This is a genomic window from Chryseobacterium ureilyticum (assembly GCF_900156735.1).
Classification (GTDB): domain Bacteria; phylum Bacteroidota; class Bacteroidia; order Flavobacteriales; family Weeksellaceae; genus Chryseobacterium; species Chryseobacterium ureilyticum.
Genome location: NZ_FTOL01000015.1, coordinates 1 through 20,784 on the forward strand (window position 1 = coordinate 1; position 20,784 = coordinate 20,784).

The 20,784-nt window shown below is 33.4% G+C and carries 29 protein-coding genes and 1 pseudogene; 22 read left to right on the forward strand and 8 right to left on the reverse strand.

Features of this window, described 5'->3' with window-relative positions:
• Positions 1 to 91 precede the first annotated feature (91 nt).
• From BW983_RS22970 to BW983_RS22980, 3 genes are all read right to left on the reverse strand, one after another.
• Positions 92 to 2,272 (reverse strand): TonB-dependent receptor domain-containing protein, encoded by a 2,181-nt coding sequence (locus BW983_RS22970; RefSeq protein ID WP_084184655.1) that lies wholly within the window; start codon positions 2,270 to 2,272, stop codon positions 92 to 94.
• Between the two features lie 44 nt (positions 2,273 to 2,316).
• The gene (locus tag BW983_RS22975) at positions 2,317 to 4,596 is read right to left on the reverse strand and encodes an outer membrane beta-barrel family protein (RefSeq protein WP_076554087.1); all 2,280 of its coding nucleotides are present in this window, start codon (positions 4,594 to 4,596) and stop codon (positions 2,317 to 2,319) included.
• A 731-nt stretch (positions 4,597 to 5,327) separates the two neighbouring features.
• Entirely contained in the window at positions 5,328 to 6,089 is a 762-nt protein-coding gene (locus BW983_RS22980; protein ID WP_076554088.1) for a LexA family transcriptional regulator, read from the reverse strand.
• Between the two features lie 100 nt (positions 6,090 to 6,189).
• Here BW983_RS22980 and BW983_RS22985 point away from each other — a divergent pair, with 100 nt between their 5' ends.
• From BW983_RS22985 to BW983_RS23090, 22 genes and pseudogenes are all read left to right on the forward strand, one after another.
• A complete protein-coding gene (locus BW983_RS22985) occupies positions 6,190 to 6,399 on the forward strand; it encodes a hypothetical protein (protein ID WP_076554089.1) in 210 nt (69 codons plus the stop codon).
• A gap of 174 nt (positions 6,400 to 6,573) precedes the next feature.
• The gene (locus BW983_RS22990; protein ID WP_076554090.1) at positions 6,574 to 8,634 is read left to right on the forward strand and encodes a hypothetical protein; all 2,061 of its coding nucleotides are present in this window, start codon (positions 6,574 to 6,576) and stop codon (positions 8,632 to 8,634) included.
• Complete coding sequence (locus BW983_RS22995; RefSeq protein WP_076554092.1) at positions 8,627 to 9,568, forward strand: AAA family ATPase; 942 nt, start codon at positions 8,627 to 8,629, stop codon at positions 9,566 to 9,568. The genes BW983_RS22990 and BW983_RS22995 overlap by 8 nt, the downstream gene beginning before the upstream one ends.
• Complete coding sequence (locus BW983_RS23000; protein WP_076554094.1) at positions 9,565 to 10,188, forward strand: hypothetical protein; 624 nt, start codon at positions 9,565 to 9,567, stop codon at positions 10,186 to 10,188. Before BW983_RS22995 ends, BW983_RS23000 begins: the two co-directional genes overlap by 4 nt.
• Positions 10,189 to 10,190: 2 nt before the next feature.
• Positions 10,191 to 10,478, forward strand: a complete 288-nt coding sequence (locus BW983_RS23005) for a hypothetical protein (protein ID WP_076554096.1) — start codon at positions 10,191 to 10,193, stop codon at positions 10,476 to 10,478.
• The gene (locus tag BW983_RS23010; RefSeq protein WP_076554098.1) at positions 10,475 to 10,789 is read left to right on the forward strand and encodes a hypothetical protein; all 315 of its coding nucleotides are present in this window, start codon (positions 10,475 to 10,477) and stop codon (positions 10,787 to 10,789) included. Before BW983_RS23005 ends, BW983_RS23010 begins: the two co-directional genes overlap by 4 nt.
• Positions 10,790 to 10,810: 21 nt before the next feature.
• A pseudogene (locus tag BW983_RS23015) lies at positions 10,811 to 11,107 on the forward strand (DUF3164 family protein); the annotation flags it as partial.
• 114 nt (positions 11,108 to 11,221) lie between these two features.
• The gene (locus tag BW983_RS23020) at positions 11,222 to 11,602 is read left to right on the forward strand and encodes a hypothetical protein (RefSeq protein ID WP_076554102.1); all 381 of its coding nucleotides are present in this window, start codon (positions 11,222 to 11,224) and stop codon (positions 11,600 to 11,602) included.
• 85 nt (positions 11,603 to 11,687) lie between these two features.
• Entirely contained in the window at positions 11,688 to 11,975 is a 288-nt protein-coding gene (locus BW983_RS23025) for a hypothetical protein (RefSeq protein ID WP_076554104.1), read from the forward strand.
• A 12-nt stretch (positions 11,976 to 11,987) separates the two neighbouring features.
• A complete protein-coding gene (locus BW983_RS23030) occupies positions 11,988 to 12,206 on the forward strand; it encodes a hypothetical protein (RefSeq protein ID WP_076554106.1) in 219 nt (72 codons plus the stop codon).
• Positions 12,207 to 12,224: 18 nt separating this feature from the next.
• Complete coding sequence (locus BW983_RS23035) at positions 12,225 to 12,686, forward strand: hypothetical protein (protein ID WP_076554107.1); 462 nt, start codon at positions 12,225 to 12,227, stop codon at positions 12,684 to 12,686.
• A 17-nt stretch (positions 12,687 to 12,703) separates the two neighbouring features.
• Entirely contained in the window at positions 12,704 to 12,886 is a 183-nt protein-coding gene (locus BW983_RS23040) for a hypothetical protein (protein ID WP_076554109.1), read from the forward strand.
• Between the two features lie 23 nt (positions 12,887 to 12,909).
• Positions 12,910 to 13,194: a hypothetical protein gene (locus BW983_RS23045; protein WP_084184659.1), complete on the forward strand. Its 285-nt coding sequence runs from the start codon at positions 12,910 to 12,912 to the stop codon at positions 13,192 to 13,194.
• A gap of 17 nt (positions 13,195 to 13,211) precedes the next feature.
• Positions 13,212 to 14,210 (forward strand): nucleoid-associated protein, encoded by a 999-nt coding sequence (locus BW983_RS23050; protein ID WP_076554112.1) that lies wholly within the window; start codon positions 13,212 to 13,214, stop codon positions 14,208 to 14,210.
• Position 14,211: 1 nt separating this feature from the next.
• The gene (locus tag BW983_RS23055) at positions 14,212 to 14,397 is read left to right on the forward strand and encodes a hypothetical protein (protein WP_076554113.1); all 186 of its coding nucleotides are present in this window, start codon (positions 14,212 to 14,214) and stop codon (positions 14,395 to 14,397) included.
• 3 nt (positions 14,398 to 14,400) lie between these two features.
• A complete protein-coding gene (locus BW983_RS23060) occupies positions 14,401 to 14,709 on the forward strand; it encodes a helix-turn-helix domain-containing protein (RefSeq protein WP_076554115.1) in 309 nt (102 codons plus the stop codon).
• Entirely contained in the window at positions 14,687 to 15,016 is a 330-nt protein-coding gene (locus tag BW983_RS23065; protein ID WP_076554117.1) for a hypothetical protein, read from the forward strand. The genes BW983_RS23060 and BW983_RS23065 overlap by 23 nt, the downstream gene beginning before the upstream one ends.
• Before the next feature lie 22 nt (positions 15,017 to 15,038).
• On the forward strand, positions 15,039 to 15,347 hold the full coding sequence (locus tag BW983_RS23070; protein ID WP_076554120.1) for a hypothetical protein: 309 nt from the start codon (positions 15,039 to 15,041) through the stop codon (positions 15,345 to 15,347).
• Positions 15,338 to 15,586 (forward strand): hypothetical protein, encoded by a 249-nt coding sequence (locus BW983_RS23075; protein WP_076554123.1) that lies wholly within the window; start codon positions 15,338 to 15,340, stop codon positions 15,584 to 15,586. The genes BW983_RS23070 and BW983_RS23075 overlap by 10 nt, the downstream gene beginning before the upstream one ends.
• A gap of 79 nt (positions 15,587 to 15,665) precedes the next feature.
• Positions 15,666 to 15,923 carry a hypothetical protein gene (locus BW983_RS23080; RefSeq protein WP_076554125.1) on the forward strand — a complete coding sequence of 86 codons (258 nt, stop codon included), beginning with the start codon at positions 15,666 to 15,668 and terminating at the stop codon, positions 15,921 to 15,923.
• A gap of 6 nt (positions 15,924 to 15,929) precedes the next feature.
• Positions 15,930 to 16,175 carry a hypothetical protein gene (locus tag BW983_RS23085; protein ID WP_076554127.1) on the forward strand — a complete coding sequence of 82 codons (246 nt, stop codon included), beginning with the start codon at positions 15,930 to 15,932 and terminating at the stop codon, positions 16,173 to 16,175.
• A 133-nt stretch (positions 16,176 to 16,308) separates the two neighbouring features.
• On the forward strand, positions 16,309 to 16,518 hold the full coding sequence (locus BW983_RS23090) for a hypothetical protein (RefSeq protein WP_076554130.1): 210 nt from the start codon (positions 16,309 to 16,311) through the stop codon (positions 16,516 to 16,518).
• Here the strand turns inward: BW983_RS23090 and BW983_RS23095 are convergent.
• The 5 genes from BW983_RS23095 to BW983_RS23115 all read right to left on the reverse strand — a co-directional run bounded on the left by BW983_RS23095 (position 16,505) and on the right by BW983_RS23115 (position 20,781).
• Positions 16,505 to 17,050 (reverse strand): hypothetical protein, encoded by a 546-nt coding sequence (locus BW983_RS23095; protein WP_076554132.1) that lies wholly within the window; start codon positions 17,048 to 17,050, stop codon positions 16,505 to 16,507. The two genes, BW983_RS23090 and BW983_RS23095, sit on opposite strands and share 14 nt — an antisense overlap.
• A gap of 2 nt (positions 17,051 to 17,052) precedes the next feature.
• Positions 17,053 to 17,580, reverse strand: a complete 528-nt coding sequence (locus BW983_RS23100; RefSeq protein WP_076554134.1) for a phage virion morphogenesis protein — start codon at positions 17,578 to 17,580, stop codon at positions 17,053 to 17,055.
• Positions 17,581 to 17,699: 119 nt separating this feature from the next.
• Positions 17,700 to 18,848: a phage minor head protein gene (locus BW983_RS23105; RefSeq protein WP_076554135.1), complete on the reverse strand. Its 1,149-nt coding sequence runs from the start codon at positions 18,846 to 18,848 to the stop codon at positions 17,700 to 17,702.
• A gap of 119 nt (positions 18,849 to 18,967) precedes the next feature.
• Positions 18,968 to 20,323, reverse strand: a complete 1,356-nt coding sequence (locus BW983_RS23110; RefSeq protein WP_076554138.1) for a phage portal protein family protein — start codon at positions 20,321 to 20,323, stop codon at positions 18,968 to 18,970.
• On the reverse strand, positions 20,323 to 20,781 hold the full coding sequence (locus BW983_RS23115) for a hypothetical protein (protein WP_076554140.1): 459 nt from the start codon (positions 20,779 to 20,781) through the stop codon (positions 20,323 to 20,325). Before BW983_RS23115 ends, BW983_RS23110 begins: the two co-directional genes overlap by 1 nt.
• Positions 20,782 to 20,784: the final 3 nt, after the last annotated feature.

Genomic DNA, 20,784 nt, shown 5'->3' on the forward strand with positions numbered 1-20,784 from the left:
ACGATTTTCTGCAATTTTATACAACATTTTTAAGCGAAATTTGATAATAAAATATTGAATATCAAATCGTTGTATTTATTTTTAGGAATGACTAAGTAAGGCTTAAAGTAACGTTTCTTTGATATCGGTTCTGGTGGATGTAATTGTAATTTCCATTGGTCTGATAATCGTCGATTTCTACAATATTGGTTTTTAAAATATCATTGGCATTCAGAGCAAAGGTCCAGTCGTTCCAGTTTTTCTTAATGCTGATGTCAAGACTTGCTAAACTACGGATCTGACCTAGCTCAACCTGTTGCTTATCAATGAAGAAGAAGTTTACTCCAAGGAACCATGATTTTGCTTTATCAAGACGGATGGTATTGTTCGTTTGAATCAAAAGACTGGTAGAATTTATCGTATTATTGTAAATAAGAGGTTTTCCTTCCTCATCTACAAATCGATCTCCTGTAGTAGGGTCCATATCCAGGCTTCCGTTATTTCTGTTATGCTGAGCTCCGATGCTGAAATTGGTAGTCCAGTACTGTTTGAAGAATGATTTCTGGATTCCAATCATTGCAGACATTTCCTGCTTATCCCCAAAGTTCGTTCTGATATACCGTAAGGCAAGATTTTTTCCTACCTCTCCATTAGGATGTTTAGGATAGCCCTGTAAAGGAACCTGAGTAATAACATCCTTAATATATGAATGATTTAAAACTACGAAATATGAATTCTTATACATGTACATCAGCTCCTGATTATAATTTGTAGAAGCTTTTACAAATGGGTTGTTCTGAGTATAATTATTGTCTGTAAGCTTATTCTTTACAGGGTTGATCTCCCAGAAACTTGGTCTTCTCATTCTGCTTGAAAAAGAGTAGGAGATATTGTTTTTATCATTAATAGAATAATTAAGACTCAAATAAGGAAGAAAATTATTGTAGTTTCTTTCAATTCTTTTAAGATCTTCTACACCTGCAGGTGGATTATCCGATGTACCTAAACTGTTGGTAATCTCATATCTTGCACCCACTTTTCCAGAAAATTTATCAGAAAACTTCTTTTCAGCGGTCAGATAAAATCCATAAATGTTCTCATCATAGATAAAATGATTAGGCTTACGCTCAATTGTCGTTATCGAATCATAAAAATACGTGTCATTTTTGGTATTATTATCTGTTTTGGTCTTATTATAATTTCCTCCCACAGAAATTGTAAGGTCGTTTTTGAATTTCTGGATATAATCTACCATCCCTGAAAAGTTGTTGATAATCTGAGGAAGTTCCTGAAACAGCTGAATAGATTTATTCTTTACAGTTCTGTTGATATCAGATTCAAAAGTATTGTTGTCTGTAAACTGAAATCTTTTATAATTCAGATAAGCCGCATTTACATTCAGTTTACTGCCTAAAGAATCTGTTTTTAATTCATAATTCAGATTCAGGGAATTATTATAAGATCTCGAATCCTCTTTATTTTTAGACCATGTGTAAAAAGTTCCGTCTTTATTGATAATTGTATTAAACAAATTTACAGTAGAATTATAGCTTTTATTTGCCCAGGTATTCCATGATAATGCTAAGTTGCTGTTATCATTTAATTGGTAGTCAATATTCAGATAACCACCAATGTTTTTGTTAGGATCATCAATATCACCGGTTGATTCGTTGGATGCCTTTTCACTGCTGTTTTTCAGAGTATAAGTTTGAGCTTCAATATTCTCGCCACCACTAAGGCTGGCGCTTATTCCAAGTTTATCCTTTCTGTAGTTGGCTGAAAAGCTTGCCTGGCTACCATTGTATTTAGCTTGGGTATTTGAAAATCTCATATTTCCGTTAAGACCATCACTCATTTTTTTCTTTAAAACGATATTGATGATTCCGTCAGAAGATTCTACCTGATATTCACTTCCGGGAACTGTGATCACTTCAATTTTCTGAATATTTTCTGCCGGAGTATTTTTCAGGAATTGTGCCAATGATTCAGCATCCATATTGGATTTTCTTCCGTTGATAAAAATAAGAACATTGTTTTTCCCAGCAATTTTCAACGTTTTATCATCTGTTGAAGATAATAACGGAGTCTGTTTCAATAGATCAAAAGTAGTATTTCCTTTCGCAACAGGAGAAGCAGAAACATCATAAACCAGACGGTCACTTTGTTTTTTAAATACCTGTTTGGTGATGGTAATACCTTCTATATTTTTGGTTTTTGTCGTGTCAGATTTCTTTTCCTGAGCAAATGCACAGGTCCCGAAGATGACAGCTATTGACAAAAGAATGCGTTTCATGTTGTTTTCTTTAAGAGTGGTTAAGTGAAGTAAGTTTTTATAGATTAGGTTCTTGATTTTACAGCGTCATTTGCTGATTTCATTTCCCTTGCTTTTTTCAGTTTCTGATTTCCGAAATTATAAGTAACACCAATGCTTATTAATCTTGGATAATTGAAATTCGTAATGTTATTATACTTTCCGTTCGGCTGTATTCCATTTACTCTGTAATAGCCTTGGTTGAACAAGTCATTAGCTTCCGCAAGAATCGTCCAGTCACCTATAATTTTCTTCAGACTGATATCAACACTCTGTCTTACACCAATTGTACCGCCTTCCATTGCTACTTTACTTCCGAAGAAATAATTTACTCCCAAGAACCAATCCTTTTTCGAAGAAAGGCGAATAGTATTATTGAGGGTAGCAGACATATTATAATTTTTAACATCAACGATATAAGGTTCAAGTTCCTCAGTTTCGTATTCTCCTAATTGAGATGTCGGATCTTCCCAAACTCCCCCTGAGTAAGTAACATATCCCAGATTTACAGAATAGTTGGTTGTCCATATATCTTTGAACCAAGATTTGTTCATCCCAAGAGTTAAGCTAAGCTCTCTGTTTTTACCATAATTGGTTCTGATATATCTTAGAAATCTTGTTGTTTCCATGATCATATTTCCATGTTCATCATACATGATCTTTCCGTCCTCATCTCTTTTAGGTTTTGTTGAGGTCCCTTGTAAAGGAAGCAGATCAGAAGCAGCTGCATCTTCTACCATATTAAAACTCAGGTTAGCATAGAATGCATTTTTGTACATATAATTAAGCTCCTGATTATAGAATTTTGCTGCCAGTACAAAAGGGTTATTCTGAGTATAATTGTTTGGAGTAAAATAGGTTCTGGAAGGGTTCAGTTCCCAGAATCTTGGTCTTCTCACTCTGCTGGAAAAAGTATAGCTTAGATTATGATCTGAATTAACGGCATAATTTAAATTCAGATAAGGAAGTATATTGTTATAATTTCTTTCAAATGATGTTTTCTCAAGAATCTCCCCGTTGCTTCTGGTCATTTCATAACGGGCACCTACCTTTCCGGATAACTTTTCAGTCAGCTTTCTTTCATAGTTGATGTAAAGTCCTAAAATATTTTCTTTGTAAATGAAATGATTGGTCTGTTTCGTATCTATTACAAACTCATTATTTTCCAGTCTGTCCTGTCTTGTATCATTGTCAGTATTAGTATGATTATAGCTGATTCCCATCAACCATGTAGCTCCTTTTGAGGTCTTTTTCAGATAATCTATATTGGCTGCATAATTATTGATGATTTGAGGAACAGATTGTCGCAAAGCAGAATATTTAGCTTGGTCTTCCTCCTTCTTATCTTTATCAATATATAAAGGAAAACTTTCATTGAAACTTACTTTATCCCTGTTAAACCATAGATAAGATACATTCGAAGTAAGCTTACTGCCTAATGAATCAGTTTTTATTTCATAATTTAAATTAAAAGAGTGATTTCTGGTTTGTGCATCTTCATTATTAACAGTTCTGTCCATTAATATTCCGTTTTGATAGTTAGTCATGTCCAGAATAGAATTGAAACTTTTGTTATATCTCATATTGTATGAAAGCCCAAGACTCTGATTCTTACTGATCTCATAATCAACATTAAACCCACCACCCAAATTTTTATTCGGATCATCATTATATCCATAAGAATCATTTCTGAAAGTAGAATCTCCGTTGGAAAGAGTATATTTCTGTCTGTCAGTCCAGCTTCCCATTCTGAAATTAGAGTTTCCGGACCATTTTCCCTGTCTGAAATTGAAAGATCCTCCCGCATTAGGATTGTTGTAATAAGCCTGTTCATTCTGCATCTTCATCGTACCATTATACCCATTATTCTTATTCTTTTTCATCACGATGTTGATGACACCTTCTTTAGATTCTACCTGAAATTCACTTCCCGGAACAGTAATTACCTCAATCTTCTGGATATCTTCCGATGGAGTAGACTTCAACATTTCAATTAATGCCTCAGAATCCATATTCGTCTTTTTGTTGTTGATATAAATTACCGCATCAGACTTACCAAGAATTTTCAGAGTCTTTCCATCAATACTGGAAATCATTGGAGTTTGTTTCAGAAGGTTAAAAGTATTAGTTCCTTTAGCAATAGGAGAGGCGGCTACATCATATACAAGACGATCACCTTGTTTTTTGAAAACCTGCTTCTTGATATTGACAGTCTCAATGGAATTTACCTTCAAACTATCTTTTTTCTGCTGTGCAGTTACAAGTCCTGTGAAAAATAGAGCTGCAATAAGAATTTGAGTTTTCATGATTATTATATTTTAGTTAATAGCTGGTATGGTTTGTTATTTAACATTACAAAGATATGTAATAAATTTAGTATCATGCAATACAAAGTACTTAAAAATGTTTACTAATTATTATAAGTTGTTGGTTTTCAGTTACTAAAAATTTATATTAAAATATTGATTGCTTAGACTTTCTGTACAATAAGACAACTGTAACAATAATTTTGTTACAGCAAAAGATAAAATTTTATTATAGGGCATAAGACAGGATGTCAAAAAACAAAAACCCATAAAATGGCTGAAAAGCCGATGAATAAAGAGTTTTAGTAATTAAGTTAGATAGAGTCAAAACTAAACTGAATGTCATTTAGTACCATTTTACTACCATTTAAAAACCATTTAAAGCAAATTTAAATCCTTTATAGTAACATTTATTTGATTTATACTTAAAAAATAGCTCCTAATAACATAAAAGCCTCTTTCCTAGTTTAAGGAAAGAGGCTTTTTTATGCATATTAGTACAGCATTATGTTCAACAACCTTGTTTGTTATTTTTAGATAAATGTTATTAGGGGGTACTTTAGGGGATACTTTAGGGGATACCATAAAGTGTTTTTTAAATGATTATAAATGTTGTTATTTAGCCTTAAAACAACGTGAAAAAGCATTGTATTTTAAAGTAACACACCCTATTTTACATATGTCATATTGTGTAACTTGTTGTAATTTAATGCATTATTGTTTCATCTGCATTATACAGGGTATTGACGTTTTATTTCCTGTATTTCAGCTTCTAAATCATTCATTCTTTCATATATATCAGCTGGATCTGGTAATTGAAAATTAAGATGTAATTTCACTTCCCATATTTCCTTTATTGAGGATGGATCAATATTCTGCGTTGGATAACTTCTACGATTATCTGATTTACAAATTAAATTGTTGTATTTCTTTATTCTATTGATACAGCGTTTTACTAATCCATCGGCGATTTGATTGGAAATTACAACGTATATCTGATTATCTTTAATATCATTTTCCCAATTTTCAACAAACTGACCTACAACATAACTTTTATTTGTGAGTGTGGGAAACATTGAATTTCCTTCGATTTCAAACATTCTAAAAATACCATTATTCAGACCTGGCATTCTATATGATGGAAGTTTTTTAATAAAATGAGGGTTGTTGTATCCTGATAAATATCCAGCTTTTAAAGTTTGAGGAACCAGTACTATATTGTCATTATTATGTGAATCTACTGTAATTACCTGTGGAGTTCTATCGGTATTTTCTGCGGTTGGCAGCATTTCGCCAATTCCTAAGATTAGCCATTCGTAATTAATTGCGAATACTTTGCAAATCTTTTCAATAACATTGAATTTTGGCTCTGTTCCTGATAAATAACTTCTAACATTAGACTCTCCAATCTCTAGTAAATTAGCAAAAGCAGACTTATTTCCGCCTGCAAAATGGTTCATTAGCTGTTCTATTCGCAAATTTATTCCGCTCATAATCAATGAAATATGTTTTATTCGCAAAATATTACGGGAAAACATTTTGTTATTCGCGAAATATTGCGATATTTGTCCCAACGATAAGACAAACAAGATAATGGGCAAACCTACAAAAAAAAGAACAAATTACAATGAAGACATTCTGAATGTTTTGAAAGATAAATATGGTTATAGTCTTGATTATATCCGTAAGTCATTGAGAGGCGACAGAACAGGTATTATGCCTGATTTAATTATTAAAACTTATAAAGAGTTGGAAATTGCTGCAAAAGCAGCAGTCGCAGAAAAAGCCGAATCACTAAAATAATTACAATATGAAAAATCTAAAATTTCTAGCACAGAAAATTATTAAGCATCGTACATGCGGAGTAAATTTTCTTTTCGATGAAAAAATAATAGTACATCAATGGGTGCTATTTGGAAAGTTTGTTATTAGACAATCTTTCAAAACTTTATAAAATGAATTTAAATTCTATTTAAAATGTATCAATTCTATCAAAATATTTTAACAATACCTGCTACAATTTTGTATGAAGATTCTGAGATAATGTCAGAAGCTAATTACAAAAAATTATGTAGATGTAGTAAAATCAACAAGGTAGTTACAGGAAGAGGGTTAGGCAATAAAGCGCAGGTTGAATTTGATAGTATCCCTGATAGATTTAAAGTGAAGATAGTCAAAAAACTGGGTTACCCACCAAAGAACAATACTCAAAACTTGATTCTCAATTATTACAAGGATGATTATGAAGCTGTAGACTTTTTTGCTTATTATCTTCTTGATGAATATAGAACTCTTTCTCCAGAAAAGCAGGACGAATATGTAAAAAATGCTCAAATGCTTCAGGCTTTAGATTTGTTCATAAAAGAAACTTTAGCCTTTGTAAAGAGCCGAAATGGTAAGAGAGGTTTAACTGATATTTGGAATGATGCTGCAAAAGCAATTACAGAGGTAAAAGAGCAAATAGGTCATACTTTACCAAAATCTGCTAGGAGATTAAAGGATAAACTGGAAGACTTCAAAAAAAATGGTTACTCCAGTCTTGTTTCTGAAAATTTTGGAAATATAAAAGCCTCCAAGGTAAAAGATTCTGAACAGGAAGCATTACTTAGAACCTTATTAAGAGACCACAGGTCATTAGATAACGAGCAAATTGCAATGATATATAATGCCGTGGCAAAATTACAGCAGTTCCCAGAGCTCAGTGCTTCAACCATTGGTAATTATCGTAAAAAATGGAATCTGCAAGTTATGGCAGGAACAAAAGGAGAAAAAGGCTTTGATAATGAACTGGCTATGCAGGTTAAAAGAAAAGCACCGTCAATTCCGATGGCTTACTGGACAGTAGATGGTTGGGATGCCGAATTATTGTATCAAAAAACAACTATTACTAAAACTCTTGATGGTAAGAATAGAACAACAACTACTTATCATCACAGATTGACAATAGTGGTCGTTTTAGATCCTTTTAATAAATACCCAGTCGGTTATGCAATAGGAACTCACGAAAATCCGGAACTCATTCAGGAGGCTTTAAAAAATGCAGTAAAGCACACGGAAGAATTGTTTGGAGCAAAACATAAAGTATTGCAGATTCAATCAGATAGATATTCTATTAAAAAATTAACTCCTTTTTATGAAATGGTATCAAAAAAATTCACTCCTGCAAAAGCACATAATTCTAAAACAAAAGTGATTGAGCCTTGGTTTAAATATTTCAATAGAAATTATTGTCAATTCGCGCCCAATTGGAGTGGTGAGGGTGTTAAATCAGATACTCAACCGAACGAAGAGTATATAAATAAAATTAAACACTCATTTCCTAATGAAGAAGGCTGTGTAATGCAACTGGTTCGAATGATTGAAATGGATCGTGAAAAATTAAGGGATCAATACATTCAAGCGTATGCGAATATACCGGAAAAAGCTAAAAAAGTGGTTTCTGACAAAGAATTCTTACTGCATTTCGGGGAAACTACTGGATTTACCAATAAACTAAGCCATAACGGTTTACATGTAGCGATCAACGGGCAAAAAATGGAATATGACTCATTTGATGTCAACTTTAGAATGAACGCTCATCTTGACTGGACTATTAAATATGACAGTGATAACCTGCAGGAAGTGTTAGCATACAGTGAAGAAAAGCAAATAAGCTTTATGCTTATACAGAAATATGTCCAGCCGATGGCATTATATGACCGACAAGAAGGCGACAGTGAAGAACTTCAAAAGGTTTTTGATTTCAATAAGGATACTAAACAAATGATTGTAGATAGTGTGGCTGAAGATAGCAAGCTAGTAAACCAAATGTTTATCCAAAACCCAGAATTAAACAATACCCTTGCCAAAATGCTGATTGTAGACAGTCGCGGACAGCATAAAGATCAACGAAATGCAAAACGCTTGAATGCTGGTAAAAAGCTACTGGAAAAACAGAATAAAAAAATTGAAAAACAGGAACAACGAAGTTGGGAGGATGAACAGATGGAATACTTTAATAATAAAATGGACTTTAGTAAATACTTAGACAATGAATAATAATATAAAAAATAACATTATATCAGCCCTTAACCAATGGTTAATTGATAATGACTATACAGCCAATGATTTTGCCGCAAAATCAAATGTGCCTGCAAATTATCTGTCTTACATGCGGAAAAATATTTATTTCATTAGCACAGGTGGTAAAGATGTGGAAATTGATGATAAATATTTCAGAATGATCTGTGATGCCATAGATTATGACCCTGATAACAAACTGGCATGGACACCACGACAAACACCTCAATTCACCCAAATGATAACTTACTTATCTGATGCTAAAAAACACGGGTATACCAATATTATAATAGGTGAAACGGGATCAGGAAAAACTTACTGTACAGATATTTTCCTAAAACAAAATCCAAAAGATATTTTTAAAGTAACAGTGGGTTCATTAGACAATATCACAGATCTATTGGATAAGTTAGGTCAATCAATGCGAATCCCTCTTGTTGGTTCTCCTTCAAAAAAGCTTAGAGATATCACAAAACACATTATCAAGTTAAAATTAGATGGCAGGGAACCAATGATAGTTTGGGATGAATCTGAGTACCTAAAGCAAGCAACATTGGCTAATATCAAAGAAATGCATGACCATCTATATGGCAAATGTGCATTGATTATGATTGGAACTAATCAACTTCTTACAAAAATTGAGAAGCTGAAAAATAAAAATGCTCCGGGAATGCCTCAGTTCTATAGAAGGGTAAAGTATGGAATTCGTCATTTAAGACCAATTGACACACGATTTAAAGAGTTTTTAACAAGCATCGCAGATCCACACCTAAAAAGGTTCCTTCAGGATGAATGTGAAAATTACGGTGAGTTGCATGATGCTTTACTTCCAGCCATGAGGGAAGCTGAAAGAATGGGAGAACCTCTGACGGAAAATTTAGTAAGAACAATACTTAACAAGCCTAAACAATGAGAAAAGCCATTTCATCAACGGACCTGTTAGCAAAAAAGTATGATCTTATTGAATGGGAAGGCGGATGGTATGATAACTTCTCTGAACCTGAAGCCTCCGGTTCCTGGTTCATCAGCGGACACTCCGGCAATGGTAAAACATCCTTTATGCTTGAATTGGCAAAAGCATTATCAAAATTTGATAGAGTACTTTTTAACAGCTTGGAAGAAGGAACATCCCGAACAATGCAACAGGCTTGGAAACGACATAATGTATCAGATTGCGGACGGAGTATTCAGCTTATTAAAGAAAAGTATGAAGATTTAAAAATAAGGCTGAACAAACGCAAATCTCCCCGCTTTATTATTACAGATAGTTGGCAGTACACCGGGATGACATTCGAGCAGTATTTGGACTTGAAAGAAACGTTTCCTGACAAGCTTTTCATATGGAATAGCCAGATGGATGGAAATAAACCCCTCGGAAAAACAGCAATAAGAATCCAGTATGATGCAGATTTGAAAATATGGGTTGAAGGCTTTAAGGCATTTTCAAAAGGCCGATACCTTGGGAAATATTATGCTGATGGCCTAACTATTTGGGAAGAGGGAGCGCAAAAATATTGGTCTCAAACAGGATAAACATGGATGAAACAATCTTAAAAAGAGTTTTACAGCTTGATAGCTTAATTGGCTTTTTAAGTTGGCAGGAACGAACCGATATACATAAAAATCATGAGATCAGTTCATCCAGAATAAAATTAGCTTACGAATGGATTATCAAAGAAAATTGGAAGCCTCCAAAAATGAAATATGGACAGGACCGCCTTCTTTATTTCTATGATCCAATAAATAACCACTGGCTTTGGGACGAAGATTATTTAAAAGTCCATCCACAATACAAAGAACTTAAAAATTTAAAAAATATATGAAACCAACTAATGCACTAAAAGTGCTTACAACCGAGGAATTAGAGGCAGAATTGCAACAAAGAAAATCTGCTGAAGCTCAGGAGCGTGAACAAAAGCGTGAACAGTATGAGTCTTTAAAAAAAACAGTCATTAAGGATCTCGCTCCATTTGCGGAACAGTTATCTGAGAATTTGACTGCTTTTAAAAACAAAGCATTCGCTGATATGGGTAGTTTATATGATCTACTTAAAGATTATAGCAAACGTCATCAAGACGGCAAGGGGAATTTTCAAATTGAAGACGAAAATTACCGCATTCTATTTAAGCGTTAAGGTAAAGGATCTTTTGATGAAAGATCACATCAGGCAGAAAAACATATTGTTGATTTTCTGACATCCAAATACGAAGGGGATCAAGATACAAAAGATTTAATCATGTCATTGCTCGAACGTAAAAAAGGGTCTTTGGATATTCTTTTAGTCCAAAAGCTTTACAGTATGGAAGATCGGTTTGAAGATCAAAACTGGAAAGAAGGGATTAGGCTGCTTAAAGAATCATACAGCTACAATCTAAGTAAGGACTACGTTTCATTTTACAAACGTGATGAAAACAATGTGTGGGAATTAATCAATTTAAATTTTTCTTTTTAAAATGGAATTAATAGCAGGAATATCAACAGTGTGTTTTGTTACTGGAGTTATAATAGGTTCAGTTATTATGGCAGTATTTACAACAAATGAAATTAACCAAAAAAAATAATCATTATGTCAAATTTATCATTCGGAGAAAAGCGTCTCCGTCTCAATTTAGAAAATAAAAAACCGGGTAACGTTTTTTTTATTCAAAGTCTAACAGCAAGTATTTTGAATGCATTGGAGGATTTTAAAAATGATCCTCGAAATCAGGACCCGGAACAAATTCGATTAATCTGTATTGCTCAAACTGAGTATGAGACCGCAGCCTTATTAGCTGAAAAGGCAGTAACTGATGGCACTGAAGCAGAAAAAAATCTTGTGTCATTTGGAAAGTATTTATTATCAAATGAACGTAAAGAAAGTCTCCAATATCCAGAAGGTGTAAGAGGAATAGCAAATCTTAAAGAGGTTTATGATTCCGATATCAAGAACTGGCAGGATAGTCAATAATTTAGGTTTTTCCCCGTATAAGGGCTGGAGTGGGTTCGAATCCCACCGGGGAAGCAAATAAAAATTATAAACATAGAATAACTGAATGAAATCACCAATGGAAGGCATCGGCCTTGTGAAATTAGATCTTACAAAATTTGAGTTCCAGCAAAAAACTGATGTTATAAGCATCGGAGTATACCCTATAATGGATAAGGAGTTCAAAGAGATAAAGGCAATGAAAGCTTTTAACCTTGTCATTACAATTGAGATTACTCTTTGGTTGGGAGATTTCAAATTTGAGAAAACAAGGCATCAAATCAAACGAAAAATAGAAGGTGATGAGTATGAATTACTGATTTACTTTTTTAAAGAAAAAGAAATATTAAAATAACAAATCAACTTTATGCGGTATTTCAAAGTAACATTTGTTCCGGTTGAATATGGAGAAAAAGCGTTGACAGTAATAGTCCCATTTTCTTCCGAAATAGAGATGAAGAAATTCTATAAAAGTGATTCAAATCAAATTATCGATTATGCTAATACTACAGAAAATGAATATAACGAATGGTCCACCTCCGAAGCAAAAAAGAAAAAATACCAAAAACTAGCAAAGCAACTTTAAAACAAAATCATACACTTTATGAAACCAAAAGAAAAATTAAAGGAGATTTTCTCCAATAAACGTCCCATTGATGTTGCCATTGAAATCAACGGCTTTACAGGCTATAAAACCACCCTGATTGATGATTTAACAGATGATGAAGTTGTTAAGCTTCTATCAATTTATGTCCCCACTGATAAAACTGTGGAAGAGGAAAACAATGATCTTAAGAACCAGCTTTTAAAAAACGGCTGGGTGTCCAAAATTTTAAAACTCGCTGAGGAAACCGGAATTAAGGAACCAAATGACTTTCACAAGTTCAATAATTGGATGTATGTTTCAAGTGTTTTTAAAAAGCATTTAAATGCCCATTCTATCGAAGAACTTCAAAAAGTCTTCCTCCAGCTCCAAGGCGTTAAAAGTAATAATGCTAAAAGCGCAAAAAAGCCTATGACGAAAGCATGGTGGGAAAAATCAACAAAAAATATAAATCTTAATTAAACTATAAAATTTAAATCATGTCAAATACAAAAAGCAATTATAAAGGAACTGATGAATTAATTGAAGAAATAACCAATTTCCTCATTGAAAAAACGAAAGATTTGGATAATGAAACATTTAAAGAGGTTATGCAAGAGGTGGAAATGAGTATTTCTGATCAATTGACAGCACTAGAATTGGATGAAGCAAACGAAGAGTAATACAATACATAGAAAATATAATTATGGAAGATTTTGAAGAAATGGAAATGCCAACTCCATGTTCATGTGGTGAATGGTTTGATCTGACCGATGGTTTTGCGAGTCTCCCTGACATACAAACAACAGTATGTGAAGAATGTCATGATTTACAGTTAGAAATTGAAGGTCTAAAAGAAGAAATCGAAGAACTGGAAAATGACATTGCAAACGGTTATAATAAACGTGAAAATAAAAAGCAGCTTAATTGCAGCAAAAAAGATTTAAAAAAATTGGAAGACAAATATATTTCCAGAGTTTCTGGGTTTTAATTAAAAATTACTTTAAAATGAAAATCACATTACATTACATAGGCAACAAAATTTTAAGTGAAGGAATCTCTTTAGCAGATGAAGAACTTCAGCTAAACGAAAAAATGACAGATCTTTTAAAGGATTACTTTTTAGGTTCTTTTAAGTCAGAAGAAACTTATCACTTTTACAGTGATACATATTTGGTAAACAATCCTGTTTACAAAGTAGCATCAGGAATCTTTGAAAATAGTTCGGATTTGTTAGCCTGGTCAAAAAATCTCGGTAGACTATTATATGAATCAGCTGAAAATCCGCGTATTCAAGGCGGTGATTTATTTGTGGTTTATTTTCCTGCTACTGATGAAAATGATGTCGATAAAGTCGGCTTCTTTAAAACGGAGAAAAAAGAACCATTTTTAAAGGTTTTTCCAAATAAATTGGAGCCTATAGAAGTTGATAAAGGTTTCAGTTTGTCAAAAATTGATAAGGCAGCATTGATCTACAACAAGGATAAAGAAAAAGGTTTTGTCCTTTCTGTTGTAGATAACAATAAAAACGGGGATATGTATTACTGGTTTGAGGATTTCCTGAAAGTAAGACAACGCACCGATGAGTATTTCCATACACAGGAATCCTTAAACCTTTTTAAAGACTACATAAAAAAGCAACTTCCGGCAGAATTTGAAGTTTTAAAAGCTGATCAGGCGGACTTCCTGAATAAGTCAATCAAATTTTTCAAGGAGAAGGAAGAATTTAATCTGGAAGAGTTCAACAATGAAGTTTTAGGCGATGAAAAAGTGATCGAAAGTTTTAACGCCTTTAAAACCGATTATGAGCAGGATATGCAGATCAATATCGCAGAAGAATTTCCGATCAGTGAAGGTGCTGTAAAAAAGGCACAGAGTAAGTTTAAAACCATCATCAAACTTGATACGAACTTTCATATTTATGTGCATGGTGATCGTAACCTGATTACGCAGGATAAGGACGAAAACGGGCAATTCTACAAACTTTATTACCAAAAAGAACAATAACATGATAATAATATTTAAAGTCTTCCTAATCCTTCTTTTGTTGGTATTTGGGATTCTACTGGTAATTGTTGTTTTTGGAATGGCTGATGCTAAAAAACATTTGGTAGAAATGGAAATTGAGATAGAGTTTGAATATATAAAAAGAGAACAGGATGAACAATCAAAAAATTCTGACTTAAAATATTGAATTATGAAAAGCAGATACAGAATAGCCAGATTACTGGTAAAAATGTGTAACACTTTAGAAGTATCAATCAATGAAGTGAGATCTGGAAACAGAAAACAACACCTGTGTGATGCTAGGAAGATAATTTGTTACATTTTGAGAGGTCAAGGCCTAACCCTTGAAGAGATTGGAAAGTTCTTAAAACGCGATCATAGTACAATTGGATATAATATAAGGGAGTATCACACAATGATAAGTATTAATAAGAATTTTGAGTGTAAAGCAATCGAAATAAAAGATCTTTTAAAAAATGAAAACCCTGCTTACACTTGACAATAGTAAATTACTTGTTTTAAACAACAGTATGCAGATCATTGATTCTTTAGTTTTACAGAACCAAGCTAAGAATTCAAGAAGTGTTTTATCAATCTGTATGGAACTTCGGACAGAACTTTTGCAAAAAGCGATCAAGACCAGACAAAAAGATAAATCCTTTGTTTTAAAGTTATCCTATCATAAAGCTGAAGCTTTGCTGGTATATCTACGAGACTATGAAATTTACTTTCCGGATGAATTTGGATCCTACGAATCCAACGCGATTTTACAAATGAAAAATGAACTGCATCGCCAGTTAATTTAAAACCTATTTAAACCTATTTTAAATGAACATACTTATAATATCCGGAAGGATATCCGGCAAAACATACAGCTTAGAAGAACATGTACAGTATTCAGAAGAAATCAATAAGGTTTCTGAAGCAACTGGTTATGATCTCGATCACGTATCAGATATGTTAGTATCTGTATTAAAAAAAATCAACAGTAATACAGAAGAGTTAATAGAAAATTTTGCAAAAGCTATTCTGTCAGCTCAATCTTTGGAAGCGGAAATAAAGAAAGCTGAAAAGCCCGCACCTAACCAAACAAACCCCTACAACAGACAATATCAAAATAAAAGAAAATGGAAATAAATGGCTATGAATATACAGAAGATGAAGTTTTAGAAGCTTTAAAAAAGAAGGGATATTTAATATTAAAATTTGAAACCTATAATGAAGAACCGATACATGGCAGCACATTCGTCAAACATTATTTTACAACAAAATGTGCTGTAAAAGGCAATCAACTTCCATCAGATGAAAACATTTGGTTTAAAGTTGCTGAGAGAGAATTTGAAAAACCCTTTTTTAAGCCTGATTTAGCTAATTAAAAGAACTAAAGTAAGCTACGGTATCCCATAGCTTTTTTTGTTAATTGGAGTTTACTTTTGTGAATAAAAATTTTATTAAATGAAAACATTAAAATATACTACAAGTAATGAAGAAATGCAAAAGATTAAAGATGCATTAAAGACTAATTCAATGGGAATAGGTTTCTCTATTTTATTTGATATCACAATTGAAAAAAAAGATCAGCATAATTCAACTTTAATATTAACCCCTAATGATCCTGAGAAGGAAATTAACCCTATAGAATTTTTTGCTTTTGGTATTATTGTAGGTAGAGATTATTTAAAAAAGAATATTATTATATTTGGTCCTAAATAACTCCAAATGAATATACTTAAAATCATAGCATGGATATTTGTCGGATCCATCGCGGCATTAATTATTTCTTTTGCTTTAATGAGAGGTTGTGAAGTGAAAACAGAGGGTTTAAACTTATTTCCGGTTGAAAGCTTTACATCGAAACTATGTTCTATAGGAAAGACCCTTAAAAATTTATCTACATTGGGGTTTTTAACGGGAGCAGTTTTGTTTTTTGTTTTTTATGTTAATGAAAAAAATAACTTCTATTGAAAATTTTTTTTCTATTCTGCATAAATTCAAACAGAAATCTCTTTAAAAAATAAAACCCGCAGATTAAGCGGGTTTTTTAATGCACATTAACGCCAGCTTGACTGGCTTTTTCCTTGATTGTACCTTTGTCCCAATGGCATATAACAGGAACAATTATATAAAGCGCGCAAAATATATTATATCGGTTTACAACCAATATAAGCACGCTGATGTTCCTGATACCCGAATTCTTAACAATTACTTTCCACAGCATAATATATTCATATCTTACCGTCAATGGATGAATATTAAAGGGATGGTATTCCCTACTCAGGAAACAGAACAACAGCTTACTCTTTTTTAAGAGATCCTGAAAAGCTAAATGTAACTTCTTTTATATCCTCCTCAATTGGGGTATAGTCTTCATATTGCGTTGTGTATATTGATTGCCTTACACGTAACCCGATATCATTATTATTTTGGCTTTTTACACTTTTCCTGCTTAATGGTGAGAAATAATCAAGGTGCCAGCTTTGCAGACATTTATGGATTTTCTGTTCAATTTTAAGATAATCCAATCCTTTAATAATAACATTTTTGGGTGATTTATGCCACGTCTGGCTATACGTATCAAAAATTAGTTGAAAAGAGATTGGTACTTCTCCTATTTGACCTCCACCTGCAATGTCTGAATATTCTGAATCGGGAAAGTCAATGAGGATTGCAGGATATGACAAAGGTGGTTTTTCATTGTCTCCGGTTTGACCCAGTTGTCCCAAATCCTGATCTATATATGTAATTTCCGTAACCTCAGTTGAAATTCTATCATAAAGATCCATTAAAATTTGATGGAAGAAATATTTTGAATTTTCCTCTATATTTTGTAATGTTTCCATATTTATTTATTCATTATTTTATCAATGTCTTTTGCTGTAGCTCGTAGAATATTTTTGTAAAGTGTAGGGCTTGGATTGTCTTCTGTTGGGATAAACTGTCTACGTGGAATATTAACATTTCTGTCATGAGCTTTTACTTTCCCTTGACCTGACTTCATTGTCATTGTCTGATTTCCGACTCTCGTTTTTTTATACTTATTCCGTGAGTGTGCTTTAACCTTTATTTTTCCTGAAAAACCTTCATTATGTATTTTTGCATACTTCATAGGGTTTTTAATAGTGAATTGCCCTGGTTGAGTTGTGAAATAAGTTGCTGCCCGTAATTTTCCAGTCTTAACAAGAATAGTACTTCCACGTTTATTAGCTTTCCATGCTTTAAAGGTAGTTCCGCGATATCCCTGTTCCCTGAAATTATTATTGACAAATCGCATTGCAATTTTCCCCGCTTTAGACGGGAATTGAGTAATGGTATAATTTTTTAACTCTTTAGATTTTTTATTAAGTAATGAGGTAAATTGTGATATATCCATAATTAAAAAATATTGTATATTTGTACTGTCAATGTGAGTACCGGCTTTAAGCTTCCTAAACAGATGAGTTAAAGACCTTGTACATATTGATAGAAACGGACCTTTACGGTCCGTTTTTTTTATCTATGTAGTAAAATTCCTTTTCTGGCTTCTCCTAGCTTATTGAGTTCAGATTTATCACCCTTTTCAATTAAAAACATGGTTTCTCCTTTATTATCACCATTGACAATAAGTTTTATAGTTCCATTTTCATAATACTTTAGATAGACTTTCGTATTATTATCTTTTGGGTTCATCCAGACTTCATCCGGATTCTTTAAAACATTGGCAACCTCTGTTGCATATTCATGTCTTTTATCCTCTTCTTTCCGGATAATATGTTCCTTAAAATAATCTGTGTTCCTTCCTTTTTTGTCCTGATGACTTTCAAGAATAATATTGTTTCCCAGAACATCCTTTATGGCTATATCATCGCCATTTATTTTCTTCTGTTTCTCCCACCATTTTAGATAATCTTCCATTGTAGTGGCAATATATTCCGGTAGCTGGTTGGTCCGGATCCGATCAATATCACGCATTCCATATTGTTCCCAGCTCAGGTTTGATTCCTTACCTTTTGAGTTTACAAAATATGGGTGGTTGTCTTTAAATATCAATTTTGATAGTCCGACATTGTTATCAAATGGGGTGTTTTTTATTTCCTGTTTTAAAACATTTCCTGCATCCCGGTCCGTTAATTTATTTTTAAAGTTTTCATCACCTGGTACAACAGAGCATCTACAGTTCCAACCATTAGGCGGATAGTTTCTAATCCAAAAGGGATCATTTTTGGGTGCTGTATGTTTATCAAGTGCAGCATGTGCAGGACGTACATGTCTATCACCAACAGTAGTGTATTCCAAAAGATCATCAGGAGCATAGCGGTCCCATTGATCTGCCATAATAGATGAATAATAGGCATTTTCATATTCTACCTCCAGATATCTCTTGTTGAATACTTCCCCTGTATTGGCTATTTTTTTTATGAAAGAACCTTTACTAAGAGTATTCCCATCATCCCCAATCATCATATCTCTATAGTACATCATCTGTGTGAAAGACTTTGCCGCCGAAAACGCATAGATATTTTGTTTTAATTTTTCTGCAAGATGTCTGGTATCATTATCATAATAAACACTTGTGTCCAAGCCTTTTTCAAGGGCTTCAATTAATTTTTTAGCAGTTTCGAGGTGGAGATTTGCATTAATGAGAATGTCTTTGTTTTCCAATAGTTCCCTTGCAATTTCTCTATAGATATCATCCCAGTTATTATCAAGATCAGCAAGATTCTCGATGATACCACCACATGTCTCGCATTGATTGCTGTATAGGTCATTTAGCTGCCCGACTATTGTCGGGCGGGGTCGAAAAAATCGGCTAACTGTTTTAAAAATTTATCCAATAATTTAGGCTTTGAAAAATCAGTGAGGTTTTCCGGATCCTCATCCTCGTTATTTTTCTTATTTTTTGGTGTTGGTTCTTCCGGAACTTCTTCCACATTTTTTTTAGTCATTGGATTGAATGATTGTCTTTCATCCATTTTCTTCCGGAGTTCTTCATAGTTGTCAGGCTTGGGGATTGAATAAGTCTCATACCAATAATCATCAGCAATGGGGATGATCTTTGATAATTCAAGATCAATCTCCATACGGCTTTTCAATTTTGCTAAATTCGCCTCCAGCTCATAGGCGAACTTTCCGCCATCTACCTGATAACCGTATGATCTAAGGATTGTTAATAACTTCTCTGAATTCAGATAGTTTTCTACCATAATTAAATCAGAAGCTGTTAATTCATCCTGTTGCTCTCCATGCTCTTTAGCCTGAGCATATCCGGAACCTTTTGAACTGGAAGTGGTTTCTGTATTACCAAGAATACGGATTGCCATTTCCTCATTACAGGCATCTTTGAAAGCTTGTTGAAGCTTACCATCTCCATTGCTTTGCTTTCCATCAAGCATCTGGAATGATGCTTGTTTAGGAATCATCATGGAAAGTGAGTTTCCGGACTTGTCAAGAATTTCTTTCAGCTCCTTTTTAGTCTGGGTATCATAGGCATCATATTCGATAATTCGTACAGGCTGACCAAATATTTCCACATATTGCGCCCAGTCTCCAAAATTTCCACGCTTGTAGATGGCATACATGGAACAGGCCAAAAGTTTACCAAGGTCATTTTTCTTACCGATTATCCATACAAAAGGAAGATCCTCTATTTTGTAACCACTTTCGGCGCTTACTCCATATTGACTCTTTGTAATTATGCCTTTTTCCGGTTTAATGTGTTTTCTCGGTATTTCTTCCCATTCAAGTTTTTTACCGATTTTAAATTCAATCCCGGAAACGCCCCAAAACACAGATTCCATAATTTTACGGATGATTTCACGGCCTTCATTGGAACGCATAAGTTTGGTGATTTCTTCTACTTCCTTACCTTCCTTATCGTAGAATTTCAATTTTTTGTTAAGTACAAAATCAATTCTCTTATCAATAATCCCAGATAAATATCCGTCCATTGTATAGACATCATGATACAGGTCATACAATAAAGTCCTGTTTGGAAAATGTACCTGTTCAGCCGAGGTTACAGCATTTTTTAATGACTGTATATCTTTACGTCCTCTATCTGGTGAAACGATGGTTAAATCATGTATTAAATACATGGGTGCGATGCCTTGTGGTGTAGCTGATTGTTTATTTTCCATTAAAATCTGTTTACTCGTTTTGTTGTAGAAGTCCAGTATACTTCATTATTTTGTTTGCTTTCATCCTCTGGGGTTTCCGGATCATCTTCTTTGTAGGGCCAATCCGGATTAATTTTCCCGTTTCTGATTTCATACAGCCACCCAGGTTCCTCTTTAGTTCCAATCATCATCATATAATCATCCCTGAACAGTTGCATCTGTACATTGGGATTTGCTTTTTTTACAAGGAAATAAGCAGCAATGATTTTAATGCACTTTTTTAAACTTTCATCCTGCACGGTTGGTGCAGTTGTAACTGTACCAAAAAGAGCATTTAAATTGTATTTAAATAAAAAACCTTTGGCAAAATCTTCCGCTGCCTTTATCTGTGTTTTTTGTTCCTCTTCCGAGGTTCTTGTAATTTCTTCAATAACTTCCGGATATAGTTCCGTTTCTAAATCTTTGGTTGTAACTAACATAAT